At 66.3% G+C, this 13,974-nt stretch carries 18 protein-coding genes; all 18 read right to left on the bottom strand.

Annotation, left to right across the window (positions count from 1 at the left end; translation table 11 throughout):
* Window positions 1-102: 102 nt before the first annotated feature.
* The 18 genes from ACOYYX_RS40100 to ACOYYX_RS40185 are packed head-to-tail and all read right to left on the bottom strand — an operon-like array spanning window position 103 to window position 13,943.
* Complete coding sequence (locus ACOYYX_RS40100; protein WP_422932036.1) at window positions 103-531, bottom strand: hypothetical protein; 429 nt, start codon at window positions 529-531, stop codon at window positions 103-105.
* Between the two features lie 50 nt (window positions 532-581).
* Window positions 582-1,127 (bottom strand): hypothetical protein, encoded by a 546-nt coding sequence (locus ACOYYX_RS40105; protein ID WP_422932037.1) that lies wholly within the window; start codon window positions 1,125-1,127, stop codon window positions 582-584.
* Window positions 1,128-1,135: 8 nt separating this feature from the next.
* Complete coding sequence (locus tag ACOYYX_RS40110) at window positions 1,136-1,567, bottom strand: hypothetical protein (RefSeq protein WP_422932038.1); 432 nt, start codon at window positions 1,565-1,567, stop codon at window positions 1,136-1,138.
* 15 nt (window positions 1,568-1,582) lie between these two features.
* Window positions 1,583-3,067: a S53 family peptidase gene (locus tag ACOYYX_RS40115; RefSeq protein WP_422932039.1), complete on the bottom strand. Its 1,485-nt coding sequence runs from the start codon at window positions 3,065-3,067 to the stop codon at window positions 1,583-1,585.
* Window positions 3,064-3,687 carry a hypothetical protein gene (locus tag ACOYYX_RS40120; protein WP_422932040.1) on the bottom strand — a complete coding sequence of 208 codons (624 nt, stop codon included), beginning with the start codon at window positions 3,685-3,687 and terminating at the stop codon, window positions 3,064-3,066. The genes ACOYYX_RS40115 and ACOYYX_RS40120 overlap by 4 nt, the downstream gene beginning before the upstream one ends.
* The gene (locus ACOYYX_RS40125) at window positions 3,684-4,343 is read right to left on the bottom strand and encodes a hypothetical protein (protein ID WP_422932041.1); all 660 of its coding nucleotides are present in this window, start codon (window positions 4,341-4,343) and stop codon (window positions 3,684-3,686) included. Before ACOYYX_RS40125 ends, ACOYYX_RS40120 begins: the two co-directional genes overlap by 4 nt.
* Window positions 4,344-4,361: 18 nt before the next feature.
* Window positions 4,362-5,996 (bottom strand): SGNH/GDSL hydrolase family protein, encoded by a 1,635-nt coding sequence (locus ACOYYX_RS40130; RefSeq protein WP_422932042.1) that lies wholly within the window; start codon window positions 5,994-5,996, stop codon window positions 4,362-4,364.
* A 19-nt stretch (window positions 5,997-6,015) separates the two neighbouring features.
* Window positions 6,016-6,594, bottom strand: coding sequence for a fibronectin type III domain-containing protein (locus ACOYYX_RS40135; RefSeq protein WP_422932043.1), 579 nt, complete (start codon window positions 6,592-6,594; stop codon window positions 6,016-6,018).
* A 37-nt stretch (window positions 6,595-6,631) separates the two neighbouring features.
* On the bottom strand, window positions 6,632-6,937 hold the full coding sequence (locus ACOYYX_RS40140) for a hypothetical protein (RefSeq protein WP_422932044.1): 306 nt from the start codon (window positions 6,935-6,937) through the stop codon (window positions 6,632-6,634).
* Window positions 6,934-7,614 (bottom strand): hypothetical protein, encoded by a 681-nt coding sequence (locus tag ACOYYX_RS40145; RefSeq protein ID WP_422932045.1) that lies wholly within the window; start codon window positions 7,612-7,614, stop codon window positions 6,934-6,936. The genes ACOYYX_RS40140 and ACOYYX_RS40145 overlap by 4 nt, the downstream gene beginning before the upstream one ends.
* 22 nt (window positions 7,615-7,636) lie before the next feature.
* Window positions 7,637-7,906 carry a hypothetical protein gene (locus ACOYYX_RS40150; protein ID WP_422932046.1) on the bottom strand — a complete coding sequence of 90 codons (270 nt, stop codon included), beginning with the start codon at window positions 7,904-7,906 and terminating at the stop codon, window positions 7,637-7,639.
* Window positions 7,903-9,594, bottom strand: a complete 1,692-nt coding sequence (locus ACOYYX_RS40155) for an OmpH family outer membrane protein (RefSeq protein ID WP_422932047.1) — start codon at window positions 9,592-9,594, stop codon at window positions 7,903-7,905. The genes ACOYYX_RS40150 and ACOYYX_RS40155 overlap by 4 nt, the downstream gene beginning before the upstream one ends.
* Window positions 9,595-9,597: 3 nt before the next feature.
* Complete coding sequence (locus ACOYYX_RS40160) at window positions 9,598-10,128, bottom strand: hypothetical protein (RefSeq protein ID WP_422932048.1); 531 nt, start codon at window positions 10,126-10,128, stop codon at window positions 9,598-9,600.
* Between the two features lies 1 nt (window position 10,129).
* Window positions 10,130-10,801, bottom strand: a complete 672-nt coding sequence (locus ACOYYX_RS40165) for a hypothetical protein (RefSeq protein WP_422932049.1) — start codon at window positions 10,799-10,801, stop codon at window positions 10,130-10,132.
* Window positions 10,798-11,532 carry a hypothetical protein gene (locus ACOYYX_RS40170; RefSeq protein ID WP_422932050.1) on the bottom strand — a complete coding sequence of 245 codons (735 nt, stop codon included), beginning with the start codon at window positions 11,530-11,532 and terminating at the stop codon, window positions 10,798-10,800. The genes ACOYYX_RS40165 and ACOYYX_RS40170 overlap by 4 nt, the downstream gene beginning before the upstream one ends.
* Window positions 11,533-11,535: 3 nt before the next feature.
* Window positions 11,536-11,886, bottom strand: coding sequence for a hypothetical protein (locus ACOYYX_RS40175; RefSeq protein WP_422932051.1), 351 nt, complete (start codon window positions 11,884-11,886; stop codon window positions 11,536-11,538).
* Between the two features lie 56 nt (window positions 11,887-11,942).
* Window positions 11,943-13,103, bottom strand: coding sequence for an SU10 major capsid protein (locus ACOYYX_RS40180; RefSeq protein WP_422932052.1), 1,161 nt, complete (start codon window positions 13,101-13,103; stop codon window positions 11,943-11,945).
* A 60-nt stretch (window positions 13,104-13,163) separates the two neighbouring features.
* A complete protein-coding gene (locus tag ACOYYX_RS40185; RefSeq protein ID WP_422932053.1) occupies window positions 13,164-13,943 on the bottom strand; it encodes a hypothetical protein in 780 nt (259 codons plus the stop codon).
* Window positions 13,944-13,974 lie beyond the last annotated feature (31 nt).

Here is a 13,974-nt window from a genome sequence, read left to right on the forward strand (position 1 = left end):
CCTGGATCATGTCGTCAACCCAGGCTTGCGGAGGTATGGCCCGGCCCGTCCTGACCAGCATCTCGGCCACCCCGATGGCGTCCTCGAGCGGTAAGTCATCCCTCAGCCCGTTGGCGATGAGGGTGAGTCGGAGCCATCGGGTGAAGGTTTTGGGCCGGTCGTACCCATGAGGACGTTGTTGACTTCGACCCAGAAGTCATTGTCAGCCTCCTCGCTGAACTCGAGCGGGAGGACCCGGCGAAGGGCCTTGTTGTCCAGGTCGTAGTTTCTGAGCAGGAGGTTGCCGGCTAACTCGTGCTGGGCCGTAATCCGCTCCATCGTGTTGTCGGTCGATATGAGCAACTCGAGGGTGTCTTCGTGCTCGACCCCATATGAGTGCCCGCCCCCGAGCACGACCTTGCCGTCCTCGCCGCGTTGAGGGTAGAGCCTCAGCATCGGCCTCGGGAACGTCCATTCCTGGCCGTCCCCGAGCTTGACCCTCGGCCCCTCGGTGAACCCCGGCTTGCGGAGTGCCTTCTCGTCCAGCGTCATCGCGATGTGCCTCTCATCGCCAAGAGCGCCGATCGGCGCTCTTGGATCGGTCAGGTGTTGAGGAGGATGTCGAGTTCCCGGAGCCGGGCCTGGTCGGCCTCGGTGGTCTCGGACGCCGGCTTGGACGCGAGGGCCCGCCACTCGGCCCTGAGCGGACGGAGGGACTCGTTGTGGGCCCGGTAGGCCTCGAGGTCCTGCAGACGCCTGGTGCGGTCGACCGAGGTCTCGGCCCGTTTGCTTCCGTCGACCTCGTCCTCGCTCATGAGGAAGCCGTGGCGGGTGCCGTCCGGCTGGTCCTCCCATCGGTAGCGGGGCCGCATGGCGAAGTCGTGGTCGATCGGGAAGTTCAGCGTGTCGTCGGGGTTGAGCGTGGCGAGGTACCAGCCTCCCCCGACGTCGCGGCTGTAGACCCGGCCGCCGAACTTGGGACCGAGGCAGGTGTGCTGGTCACCGCCGAGACGGGGCCCGAGCTGCCTCTGGACGTGGGTCGTCCTGTCGATCGAACGGTCCCCCTTCTTGAAGGAGGAATGGAACAGGATGGCGTCGGGGCGTTCGACCTCGGAAATTCCGGGGTCATTCTTGTCGTCGGTGCTCATGGTTCACCTCAGGAGAGGGCATAGGACAGGGGGTTGGTCGTGCCGTCGGACGACTCGGCGTAGAACGTGGTCGAGCCCGATCCGATCTGGCGGTGCTGGCCGCCGACCTGCGGGTTCTCGCAGATGGCGTTGGCGAGCGTGTACACCATGTTGCCGCCGGTGGCACCCTTGGCGTCCTTGTGGGTCGCCGTGGCGGTTCCGCGAGTCCCTGGCGGGATGGACAGGAGCCAGTTGAGGTCCGCCGTCGTGACCTGCATCGACGGGTCGTTGAAGTCGTTGACGACTGTGGTCGGGAACCTGTCGCCGTCGCCCGAGAACTTGACGAGCGATCCCCCGATATTGAATTGGACCTGCGTGACGCCCGTGCAGGTCGTCAGCGTCCCGGACACGGGGGTGAATCCCACACCCGTCCAGTTCATCTGCCTCTTCGTCGCTGCCATGTACTGCCCTCCCGATTATCGGATCTTGCTCAGGAGCAGGCCGCCGTTCGGCGACCCGAGCCCCGTGACTGCGTTCCACCCCGGAACGACCTGATAGGCCCCGTTGCCGCCGGAGGTCACCCAGCGGAATCCGACCTGGCCCGCACCGTAGACCTGCGGCAGGGCGAACCCGAGGTTGCGGCCCGCGAGCTGGTTGAATCGGGCGAAGAGCCCGGCCATCAGCGGGGCCACGGCCGACGTCCCGCCGATCTGCCACTTCTCGCCCCGGCAATAGATGAGGTAACCCGTGTCGGGGTCGGCGACCGCCGCGAAGTCGGGCACGCCCCGACCCCGCCTGCCCGTGCCCGGGGCCTTGGGCACGTTGACGTTGGCCTGGTAGCTGGGGAGCGAGGCCGTCGTGCTGACCCCTCCCCCAGACCCGGACCACGCGACCTCCGTCGCTATAGAGTTGCCGTTGGCCGTCAATGTCGTGCCGCCGCATGACATCGCGTACGGGGATGCGGCGGGGAGCATGGTGCAGGTGAATCCGGACGGGGACGAGCCCGAGTCGCCGGACGCCGCGAACACCGAGACCCCCTTGAGGGCGGCGTCCCGCAGGACGTTGGTCATGGCCTTGGTCTGCATGCCGAGCCAGACGATCTCGGGGCTACCCCAGCTGATCGAGAGGATGCCCGGCTTGTTGACCTTGTCGTTGATCGCGTAGTTGATCGCCTGGACGAGCCCTTGCGTCGTGTTCGGGGCGAAGTAGACGACGATCTTGGCCTTGGGTGCGACCGCAGAGGCGACCTCGATGTCCAGGGTTACTTCGAAGTCGGCGTCGCTCCCCGTCTTGTTGCCGGCACCCATGAGCGGCACCGGAGTGACGTACGGCGGCGCGTACCCCAGCATGTTGGCGTAGGCGATGAGGTCCTCGTAGATGTACCCGCCGCCGAGCTCGATGATCCCGATCGTCTGGCCGCCGCCGTCTGCGGCCGGGAAGTTGTAGATGCTCGCGAGCTGCGTCGGGGTGAAGTACGGGACCTTGGACGCGGACTGGGCCTGGAGGTCTCCGATGAGCTTGAGGCCCGAGAAGTGGGGCTCGGCGATCGGCCTCTGGGACAGTCCGAGGACGCCCTCGACGTACGGATGGATGGACCGGCTGAGGTACACCGGGCCCTCGTGGTCGACGCCGTAGGGATATTCGCGGAGCGTCACTCCGAAGACGTCGTTGATCGCGTCGACCGTGCCCGTCAGCGTGACCTGGCGGTCATCGGGGTCGGCCTCCACCGAGAACCCTTGCATCAGGAAGTAGGTGACGACGGCGGCGAGCTCGCCCGGGGGGGAGGTGTGGTCGTCGCGATAGCAGAGACGGTCGACGCAACCGATGTCGCCGTGGGCGTCGATCCTCGGCCGCAGGACGACCGTGACCGTGATCTCGGAGCCCGGGTCGGGCGACCCGATCGGGGCCTCCGTCGGGGCCGAGTAGCTGTCCTTGACCATGATCTTTTCCAAGGCCGTCATTCCTCCTCGGAGTGCTTGTCGTCGCCGTCCACGAAGTATGCGAATTGACCGATGACCGCCATGCGACGCTCGGGGGGCGTCGCCGGCTCCCACTTGCCCGAGAGCAGCTTGGACCAGTCGAGGATGACGAACCGGTCCAGGAGCGGACGCCCGTTGATGGCGTTCTTGGCCACGCCGAGCAGGCGGTCGAGCTCGCGGTCCCGCGTCTCCGCGTCGTTCTCCCTCGCCGCGAGCGTGAGCCTGAACCTGGCCCGCACCGTGTTCTGGACGTCGTACTCGTCGTCGGACTCGTCGACCTCCTCCCAGGAGTCGAGCTCGAGGTAGGCCGACTTCGCCTCGCCCGACGAGGAGCCCTTGGCCTCCGGGGGGCCCGTGAGGTGGACCCCGGAGAACTCGCCGGTCTGGTCGAGACGCCTTGCGATGTCCTCCAGGATCAGCCAGTCGCGGCCCGAGGTGGCCTGCGGGTTCTCGACGTTGCCGGGGTCGATGCCACCGAGCTCGCCGTGCTCGGCAGGCTGGTAGCCGGTGGCCGGCTGGCCGGGGAGCGGCACGTTGCCGGGGTCGACGCCGCCGAATGTGTCGTCGCCGCCGGGCCCGTATCCCGAAGGTGTTGGGCTCAAGGGAGCACCGTGTTCCTGGTGGTGTTGGTGTTGGTCGACTGGATGCGGGTGACCGCCGGGTTCCCGGCCGCCTTGAAGATCGTCGTGGTGTGGTCGACGCTCTCGACGATGGTCCCGGCCGCGTACGCGGTCACGAGCTGGAGCGACTTGAGCATCGAGATGCCGTTCTCGATCTGGGCCGAGAGGAGCAGCGTTGCCGGGTCCTGCCCGTCGGCGTATCCGGCCACCGTCACCGTCCCTCCGGCCGCCGCGGGGTTGGCCGGAAGGTTGTCCGTCTTCGCCTTGATCGCCGTCACGTTGGCGGCGACGTCCGTGCTCTGCGTGGCGGTGAACGGCTCCTCGTAGACGAGCCCGCTGGTGCTCTCGACCCAGACGATCTTCCCGACCCACGTCGTGTCGAAGTTGGCGACGTTGACGTTGTAGGAGCCGGTGACTGTGACCGCCCCGAACGATCCCTCGGTGATGCCGGTGGCGGTGATCGGCCCGATCGGTGTCGATCCGTCGACGAGGACGATCTTGTAGCTGACCGTCGAGGCGAGGCCCGAGTAGGCGGCCCCGAGGGTGAAGTTGAACGGCTTGGTGATCGTCGCGGCCCCGGCCAGTTGGCCGAATGCCAGGGCGACGAACAGGAACGCGGAGCTGAAGAGGCGTCGCATGGCGGTGCGGTCTCCGGGTTAGGCGGCCTTGTCCAGGCGATAGCGGTGAGGTGGCGTGGCGACGGGCCGATCCGGCATCCGGAACACCATGCCCTCGTCGGGCCTCGCCGGCATCCGTCTCGTGACGCTGGTGGCCATCAGCCAGTCGCGGATGGCATGGGTGATGCGGTCACCGTAGTAGTAGTGGCCGGTCTTGACGGGATGGATTCTGTCAGTCCAGATATACCTATACGATATATCATTTGAGTTGTTGAGCTGGCCCTGGTAGGACGTGCCGGTCATCCAATTGCCGGACGGGTCGTCGTAGATCGGGATGTACAGGCTATTGGCGTCGGCGAATTGGTTGAACGCCGCCTGGACGGCGGTCGCGAGGTCCGATTGCGTCTGGGCCGGGAACGTCGTCCGGGGCCACGGGCTGACGACTATGATCGGGGCGATCGGATTCGCCGCCCTGGCCGCCTGGAAGCAGGTGAATGCCTTAGCCTGCAGGTCCGGCAGGGCCGTCGCAGTGTTGTCGTTCCCGTTCACGTCGTTCGTGCCCAGGGCGAACACGTACACGTCGTAGGGCTGGGCCGAGAGGTCGGCGATCCGCACGGGGTCGCTCGCGGGGGGCAAGGCACCGCTGGCCTTGGAGTACCCGGTGCTTCCCAGGGCCATGCAGGTGGGTCGCCATCCCAGCTTGGCGGCGACCGTCCTGGCCCAGTTCACCGACTGCATGCCGGCGTCCCTGGGAGACCCGGCCGTGTAGCTGTCGCCGACGAACGCGGCGTTGACGACGTCGGGACCGTCCTTGGGCTTCCAGATCGAGTAGCTCGGGTCGACGGCGATCCTGCGGATGAAGGCCACGCCGCCGGCCCCGCCGCAGGTCTCATCCACCTGCTGATTGCCCAGCTCGAGCCGGACGCGGCGGACCTTGGACGAGCCGAAGGCGACGGTCACGGAGCCTGGGTTCGACCCGCACGCGTTGCCGTTGTTGTACATCGTCGTCGGCGTGGTCGAGACGTACTGCATCGGGCCCCCGTTCTCGGAGACCGCGACCATCACGCCGCCCTCGGCCGTGCGGAAGTAGCCGAACGAGATGTTCGGCGAGTCCGTCATCGTCTCGATGTACCAGCCGTTCTGATTTCCGACGACCCCGCCGACGTTGGAACCCGACGTGGTCGAGACCGACTTGACGTTGATGTAGTTGCCGGCCAGGGCCCCGCTGGTGTTGGCGAACACCACGCCCCCGACGACGATGATCTTGTCCTGGTTCTGCAGGACGCCGCCGTTCGCCAGGTAATACGAGTTGGTCTGCGAATCGCCCGAGGCCGACGTCACCGTGGGCGGCGACGTCATGGGCAGATTGTCGATGACGTTGTTGTTGGCCGCTCTCGATGCCGCCCGGCGTAGACGATCCAGGAGCATCCGCTGGTACGTCAGGCCCGTGCCATAACCGCCGGGGGTGGAGCCGTCGCCGATGAACTCGAGCTTCGTCTCCTGCTCGACGACCCGCGTCCCCCTGGGGACATTCCATGCCAGACGCTGCGCCTTAGTCTTGGTGACCTGCGTCGGCGTGGGTGGGCCGCCGGCCTCGGAAACCGTGAGGTGCGAGACGGCCGCCAGTACGGCCAGGGCCGGCAGGAACGCGAGCCATTTGAGATGATTCTTCATGCTGGTATGAACCCTCGGATCAACTTGCGGTCAGGTAATCGACCATGTCGGGCGGGGTGGAGTCGGCCAGGAGCGTGACGACGGCGTCGTTCGCCTCCTCGTGCGTCCCCGCGAGGTCGGTGGAGTAGGCCCGGACGGCGATCTGGTACGTCGAGCCGTCGGAAAGGCCGGCGATGCTGGCCGAGTAGTGGAGCAGGTCGGCGGCGGTCACGGTGGCCACGGGCGTGGCGTAGCTGACGGACGGTGTCCCGGCGTAGACGTGGAAACCGGTCGGCCTGGCGGCGGACCTCTGGTACGGGTACGACCACGTGACCCTCGCCCCGCCGCCCTTCGTCGGGGTGGCCGCGAGCCCGACGGGTGCCGGCGGCACTCCGCTGACGTCCTGGTATCCGCCGCCAATGACGACCTCGACGGCGGCGTCCACGTTCGACTCGGAGAGGCCGGTGACGGTGTCCCTGGCCCGCACGCCAAACCGCCAGTCGCCCGGCGTCAACGCGGACGATGTCCACGTCAGTGCGGAAACGCTGGCGACGGCGGTGCCGTAGTCGATCGGGCCGCCCGCCCCGTCGTTCAGGAAGATGTCGTACTCGATCGCCATGCGTGCGACGGCAAGAGCGCCGATCGGCGCTCTTGGATCAGTTGCCCGACAGCCCCGGGAACCACTTCATGGCCGAGGCCCGCTTGACGCCGAGTATTGCCGTCGAGCCGCTGAGTGGGTCGGTGAGCGTGAGCTTGCCGGTGTTTGGGATGCCCGCGATCGTGACCGTGGCACTGGTCGGGGAGAGGACCTGCTGGCTCGTGATCATGGCCCCGGCCACGCCGGAGAGCGTGAACAGCGGCACGCCCGGCGTCCCGGCCGTCCAGCTGGTGCCGACGCCGGTGACGACGACCGTCGTGGGCGTGTTCAGGTTGATGTTGGCCCTGTCGAGGGAGATGCTCATCGGCTTATCTTCTTGGAGAGCCGCCCGACCGGCGGCGAGGCCTGCCCGAGCGGGCCCCACTTGAGGTTGATCCTGTCGATGGCGTCGTCGAGTTCGACTTTCACGGCGGCGAGCTTCAGCTTCCAGTCGCCCTGGTCAGTCCTCGTCTCGCTGAGGTACTGGCGATGGAGCACGGTGAGGATGGCGGCCTGACGCAGCTGCCTCCGGTCGTAGACCCAGGACGGGGCACGCACCGCGATCAAGGGATCGATGCCGTACTGCTGGTTGATGTCGTAGCTGGCACACTCGATCTGGGGCCCGAGGGTGCGGATCTCGAACTGGACGGTGATGAGGCCGCCGATCGGGGCAGGCGGCTGGCCGACCCCCGAGGCCTGGCCGATCCTGCGGAGCGTCAGCGAATGGCCGGACGCCGCGTCGACCGCGAGCATCTGCCCCGCCCCCTTGAAGAGGCCCTTGGGCTGGGTGAGCAGGACGATGCTGCCCGGCTGCACGCCGGCCGCCCCGAAGTCGATCGAGAGCGAGTTGAGCGTCCAGGGGGAGCCGCCGTCGAAGTAGCCGTCGGTCGCTGCGGCGAGCTGCTGCGATGCCGGGCACAGGGCCCAGAAGTCGCCCTGTGCCCGCACGGCGATATCCTCGTCCGTGGCATAGACCGTCGAGAGGAAGGATGGGATCGTCATGGCTTTGATTCTCTTCGTCGCCTCAGTAGACCGTGCCCGGGGGCTGTCCCAGTTTGGGCACGAAGGTCGGCTGGACCCCGAAGTGTTCGGCGAGTTGGTTGAGGTAGGAAACCCCGAACGGGCCCTGACTCGGAGAATAGTTACGCATGTCGATCAGGTCGGCCCGGCCACGGAGGTTCTGGGCGATATACTCGTTACCCTCGAAGGTCCACTCCCCTCCGACATGGAGGGTAGCCTTGGCCTTCTCATCGCCGAAGGCGACCTCGACCGATCCGATCTCGCTGTCGCTCACCTGAGGCTCCCGTCCAGGATTCCGAGGATGAACTTGCAGTATTCCGGGTCTTTCTTCGCGAAGTCCACCGGATCAGCATAGAAGTATTCCATGCCCATCGAGAGCACTTCGCTCGACCTGCGGCCGTAAGGCTTCCCGACATACCAGGCCGACGATCCTTCGCCGAACGCCTCGTCGAATCGATCCTTGCGACCCTCTTCATCATCTCCATACCGGCTGCCGGGGAACAGATCCTTGAGTTTCTGGGGCTTCTCGTCCCCTACCCTATGCTTGAGGAATTCCTGGGTCCTGACGCATATATCATCCGCCCCCTGTTTGTACTCGGTATCCAGGGCGTGGGCGATCTCGTGGACGGCCGTGCGGCTAGGGCAGCGGAAGGACAGGGCCACATAGCCGGAAGAATGGTATGCTCTCTGCTCCTCATTGCTGGGGATTTGAGCGACAGGTATCGACATTTTAAGTTCTTGACCCTTCGCGAACGCGGCCTGATACCAGTCGACTGCGGCTTTTAGGTTCTCCCGGGTTTCCGCCGACAGCGGGTCCTTCTGTGAACCTCCAGGGCTGAAAGAAGATACCTCCGGACAGGACAGGTTTATAGGGTTCGCGACACGGATGATGTCGAGGACCTTTTGCCTGGCCACCTCCTCGATACCGTCAATCTTCGACCTGATCAGTGCCCGCTCCTCTTTCAGCTTTTGGATCTCCAATTCGATCCTCTGGCGTTCCTCGAGGTCTTGGCCTTTGGGCTTGCCCCGAGTCTTCCGGTCGAGCTTCTCCCTGGCCTCGAGCAGCGGGATCATCCGCTTGTTCAGGTCGTCGTTCTCGTCCTGATACGATTGCCTCAGCTTCTCGATCTCATCGCCGACCTTGGCGATCTTCTCGAGCTTGGCGTCGCCTTCCGCATATCCCTTGATCCGCTCCTCGATCGGCTGTCCCGGCATGATCGGGACCGGCGGCTGCGGTTTCGTCGCCTTCGGCACTGGCGGTGCCGGTTTGGGCGTTGGCTTGGGCGAAGGCGGCTTGGCTCCTCCGGTGCCACCCTGGGTCGGCCCTTGCGGCGGCTTCGGAGTCTTCGGGTCGACCGGCATGTATCCCTTGCCGCTGGGCCCGGCACCGATGGTGACACGATCGGCGACACGCCCCCCGAAGGCCTCCCTGATCTGATCCTTCGTGATGCCCATGCCCATGAGGTTCTCGACCAGCTGCTTGCGTTGCTGATCGACGATCTGGTGTGCGGGCGTGTTGACCGCAGCGTGGGCCTCGTCCGCCCTGTACTTCGGGACGCCGGCCTTGGTCATCTGCTCGACGCTGAGCTTGTTGCGGCTCACGACCTCGCGGAGCGACCGCACCCTGGCCTTGGTCACGACCTCTTCCCAGCCCACGACGCCCGACTCGATGAGCTGCCAGTTGGCCTTGCCCACGGCGACGGACTGCTGCCTCGGGCTGAGCTGGCGGATCTCCTCCATGAAGTCGACGAAGGGATGGGCCGCCTCGCCGGGCATGATCGGGCGATTCTCGCAGCGGCATCCCCGGTGGAACGGGATCGGCCAGAATGACCCGATCGCGTACGCATACTGGATGCAAACCCCGCAGGAGTTGCTGAACGAGACGATGAGCTGATAGAGGATCTTGCCCGTCTCATTCGTGTAGACGTCGCCCGCATCGCCGTTGAAGATGACCTTCGCCAAGCGTCACTTCTTCTTTTTCTTCGCCGCCTTGGCCGATGGCTTCGGCTGTGCGGCGGGCGTGCCTGCGGTCAGCCCCATCGCCCGCTCCTCGGCCTTGGCCGTCGCCTTGTTGCTCCGCGTCGCCTTCGAGATCGGGGACTTGTCGACAGGCATTTTGCGACCCTTCAATTTGGACGGCAAAGGCAAGTAGACCGACAACACGTCGGCCACTCCATCGATGCCGTATTCCATCAACAGTTTGTAGCCGACGAATCGATTTCCGCCCAACTCATTGCACAAATACTGGTGCATCTGTGCGAATAAGGCATGCGTCATCTCGTGGCAAATCGTATGACGTTGCTCCTCTTCGCTGTTTTGGAGAAAACCATTCGAGAGGTAGACCACCAGGACTTTACGGCCGTAGATTAATTCGACCCTGGCGTTGTAATCCGGATTGCCTGGCCCCTCATCGGAGATTGACACAGTCCAATCGCGGAGCCGCATCAGGTTTGCGATGTGGCGGACATAGGGCTCGAACTGCTTCCGTGTCTTCAATTCACGCCCCCACGGTGATCGGCGAGTCGTCGAGGTAGTCGGGATGGACGACGTCGCGACCCGCCTGGACGTCCGCCATCACCTGCCCGTCGCTGAGTGCCAGCCTGGCCGTATTCCAGATCGCGTCCCTGGACTGCTTCTCCCAGGTGCCGAGCAGGTCGGCCTTGGAGCGGCGATCGCCGTCCCGCCGGCCCGCCAGAGTCGCGTTGGCCCTGGCCTGCTCCTTGGCCCTGGCGATCGGGCCTCCAATCTCCTGCCTGAGGTCGTATCCGTGGAGGATCGCACCCCTGACGCGTGCCGCGTTCGCCGCCGTCGGCTCGGCGTCAGGAGAGGCGATCATGTCGGCCGGGATCACCCCCTTCCACTCGGCAAATGATCGGCGATAGAAAGACTCCCTCGCATCCCTGAGCACCCCCTCCAGCGACATGACCCTGGGCCCTGCCAGGGCGGCCCATAGCTCGTCCATGCGGCTCATCGCCGCGACATAGCTCGGCGACTGGACGACGCGTCTCAGCGTCTTCCGGCCGTCGGGCGTCCGCCTCAGCGTGTCGGTGACAGCCCGGTCCAGGTGGGCCCTGGCATCACCGACCTTCGCCGTCACGAGGTCGAACACCTTGCGGTTCCAGGCGGCGAGCTCCTCGAGCTGCCTCCGTGCCTTGGACTCGAGGCTCACGGCTGGGTGCGGACCTTGCGTGCCGTGCCGTTGGAGTCGACCACCGTCTTGACCGTGCCGGGGTTGGCAACGACCAGGGCGGTGATCTCGTTCATCGCCGTGGCGAGGACCTGCAAGGCCACGGCGTGGTCGTTGAGGCGGGAGACCTGCTCCGCATACGGGACCGGTGCCCCGCTCATGAAGTTGTCGACGTCGGCCGTCGCGTTGTAGAACGACTTGTCGAGGCGGTTCTCCTGGGCCGTCCTCGCGAGGGCCGCAGCCCTGGACGAGATCGCCGTCGTGTTCGTCGTCGGAGGTGCGACGACCTGGGCACCCGTCGGGGCGGCGGCCGAGGCGTTGTACGTCGTCCCGGTGATGCCGCTCGCGTAGAGGACCTCGGAGCCGCTGGCACCGCCCACGGCCGTCAGGTAGAGCTTGCGGTCCACGTTTCCCGACTGGAGTGCCGGGAAGGTGAACTGCGGGATGTTGCCGGCCGCGACCGTGAACTGGGTCGACTCGGACGACTTGGTCGTCTCGCCGATTCCGTTGGTCTCGGTGTAGACGGCGTAGTAGGCACCCGCGGCGAGGCTGCCGCCGCTGGCACCGCCGCCCGTGACGTTGATCGTCGGTGCGGTGGTCGGGTTGCCCGTCGCGGTCTGGGCCGCGATGACCTTGTCGAGGTGCCCCTTCAGCCCCAGCGTCCTGAGCTGGCTGAAGGTGACTCCCGAGGCCTTCAGTGTGGGAACGGCCACGTCTTATGCCCCCTTCCGCCGCTTGATGGGCTGCCCGTCGGCCTCGCTGACGGGCACGAGGTCGTTGCCGCCCTCGTCGATGCCGAGCCCCTGCCTGGCGGCCTCGATGGCGAGCTCGGCCGCACGGAACGCGATCGCCAACGCGTCGCGGTGGACGCAGGCCGCCTTGAAGATGTCACGCCGCTGCTCGCCGCCGTAGTTCGAGGCCTGGCCGACCTGTGACGCGAGCGAGTGCAGCGACGGGTTGCGGGATGCCCGGTTGACCGCGTCGGCCGTCGCCTCGTAGCCGAGATCGGCGGCGGCACGCGTGACGAACGGCGGGTATCCGGGGAAGCTGTATTTCGGGTCTGGCACTGTGTGTCTCCCGGCATGTCCCAAGAGCGCCGATCGGCGCTCTTGGGACGGCCTGGTTAGTTGGCGGCGAACCCGGTGATGTTCTCGACCCAGCCGTGGTGGCCGGGGTTGTCGAGCTCGACCGCACCCTCGGCGATGAAGTCGCCCTCGGCCGCGTCGCCGCGACGCCCGTACTCGCCCCAGGTCCAGGGCCGCTTGAGCCGGAGGCAGGCCTCCTGCTCGGTGAGGCTGACGGCGGTGCCCGGGTAGAGCAGCGGATGCTCGATGACGGTGATGTCGTTCAGGAACGGGGCCTTGAACGTCTTGATGTCGACGCCGAGGACCGTCCGGTCGTCGACCAGCCGCACCAGGGGAAGGCCCCACTGTGCGAACCCGGTGATGAAGTCCTGCGAGACGATCAGGACGTTGGGGTCGCCGCCCCCCTGGCGGGGGATCTGCAGCACGTCCCGCGTCAGGTCGGACGGCTTGTACGCCGAGCCGTTGGTGGGGGAGGTGATGAGGTTGCCCGGGGCGGCCGCCGACAGGATCGTGCGGATGCCCTTCTGCTTTGGGCGTCCGTTGGTCGAGACCGAGGCCGCCTCGCCCTTGCCGTAGAAGCACCCGGTCTCGAAGTCGTCCATGAGGGCCTGGAGGGCTTCCATCTTGTACTGGTCCATCGGCGTGGCGAAGCCGGGGGCCAGCTGCATGGCCGGGGTCGTCTCGACGGTGCCCGAGACGCGGACGACCTGCTGGTATGTCTGGCAGTACTGGTCGATCGGCACCGGGGCCACGACGTAGCCGTCCTGGTTGATCTCGCCGCCGGTCCTCGAGTTGCCGATGACCTTCAGGACGTCGGTGCTGCCCGAGGAGGCCGCCGCAGAGGTGCCTTCGACCGCCCGCGTCACCGTGATGGTGTTCGCCGGGAGGCTGGGCATGGCGGTGAGCTCGATGCGTTCCCCGCTCTGGGTCTCGAGCACGTCGCCGTTGGCCAGGTACGAGGCGTCGGCCAGCGTGAGCGTCGTGACCGAGTTGTTGAACGAGGCGGCGGCCGTGACCGTGCGGGGCTTGAAGCGGCGGGTCACGATGTGGAACGTCGGCGAGGTCACGGGGACCTTGCGGAACCTCGTGATGAACGGGTTCCGGTTGGGGAACCACGCGATGGCGATGACGGAGATTTCGTCGCGTACCTGGGCGGATTGACCAGGCTGCAACACGATCCCTTGCTGGGACACTGGCATTGTTAGTCCTTACACTCGTTGGGATGAACAGTTGAGCCTGGACGATTCCGGTTCACGTCCTCAGTTGTTCTTCTGCTGGACGATGGGGTTGAGGGGCCTGCGGCCGAGGCCGAAGCCCTCGTAGATCGACTGCTTGCGGTTGGCCTGGTCCTGGTTGAACCGGGCGATGATTGCCGTCTGGAAATCCAGGGGCTGCTGGACCCCGGCCTCCTGCGGGGGCGGTGCGATGTGCGAATTGCCGGCACCGCTGCCGCCCTGCGTGCTGGGCCGGAGGAAGTGGGCATAGTCCGGCCGGGCCAGCGTCGCCTTCACGAAGTCGGCGGCCGACTGGTATGTCCCGGTCCTGACGACGTAGCCGTCCCCCTCGGGGTGGACCTCGAGGCTCGGCGTCAGGAGCGTCATCAGCTGCGTGGACGCCCCGTCGTTCAGGCTGTAGCCGGCCAGGATCGTCGCCAGTTCGGACCTGAGGGCGTAGCCCTTGGCCCGCTTCTCGACCTCGGCAGTGGCCGTACGCGCGGCATTGAGGTCCGTCTCGAGCTGGCCGCGAACGGCCTTCACCGCTGCCTCGGCCTCGCCCTTGGCGATGTGGGCCTGGGTCAGCTTCTCCTGGGCCAGCCGCTCCTGCTCCGCACGCTCGGACTGGAGCTGGTTGGCCTTGGCCTGGGCCTCGATGAACTGCTGGAGCTGCGTGGCCGGGATCTGCACGAAGCCATTCGGCTGGGCCTGCGGCTGTGCCACCGGCTCGGGATTGGCCGCCTGCTGCACGGGCGGATTCGGGCTGGCCTGGACCTGTGCGACGCCGCCGCCATCGGCCGGGGCCTGGTTCAAGAGCAAACGCATGTCTTTTGGTCCTGCGGGTGGGCAAGAGCGC

Source organism: Singulisphaera chitinilytica, assembly GCF_049331405.1.
In the GTDB taxonomy this organism is placed as follows: Bacteria; Planctomycetota; Planctomycetia; order Isosphaerales; family Isosphaeraceae; genus PoT.

Coding starts and splice junctions, on each gene's coding strand:
- ACOYYX_RS40130 (WP_422932042.1), bottom strand. CDS start 5,996: ATGAAGAATCATCTCAAATGGCTCGCGTTCCTGCCGGCCCTGGCCGTA.
- ACOYYX_RS40105 (WP_422932037.1), bottom strand. CDS start 1,127: ATGAGCACCGACGACAAGAATGACCCCGGAATTTCCGAGGTCGAACGC.
- ACOYYX_RS40185 (WP_422932053.1), bottom strand. CDS start 13,943: ATGCGTTTGCTCTTGAACCAGGCCCCGGCCGATGGCGGCGGCGTCGCA.
- ACOYYX_RS40110 (WP_422932038.1), bottom strand. CDS start 1,567: ATGGCAGCGACGAAGAGGCAGATGAACTGGACGGGTGTGGGATTCACC.
- ACOYYX_RS40125 (WP_422932041.1), bottom strand. CDS start 4,343: ATGCGACGCCTCTTCAGCTCCGCGTTCCTGTTCGTCGCCCTGGCATTC.
- ACOYYX_RS40145 (WP_422932045.1), bottom strand. CDS start 7,614: ATGACGATCCCATCCTTCCTCTCGACGGTCTATGCCACGGACGAGGAT.
- ACOYYX_RS40135 (WP_422932043.1), bottom strand. CDS start 6,594: ATGGCGATCGAGTACGACATCTTCCTGAACGACGGGGCGGGCGGCCCG.
- ACOYYX_RS40115 (WP_422932039.1), bottom strand. CDS start 3,067: ATGACGGCCTTGGAAAAGATCATGGTCAAGGACAGCTACTCGGCCCCG.
- ACOYYX_RS40100 (WP_422932036.1), bottom strand. CDS start 531: ATGACGCTGGACGAGAAGGCACTCCGCAAGCCGGGGTTCACCGAGGGG.
- ACOYYX_RS40180 (WP_422932052.1), bottom strand. CDS start 13,103: ATGCCAGTGTCCCAGCAAGGGATCGTGTTGCAGCCTGGTCAATCCGCC.
- ACOYYX_RS40140 (WP_422932044.1), bottom strand. CDS start 6,937: ATGAGCATCTCCCTCGACAGGGCCAACATCAACCTGAACACGCCCACG.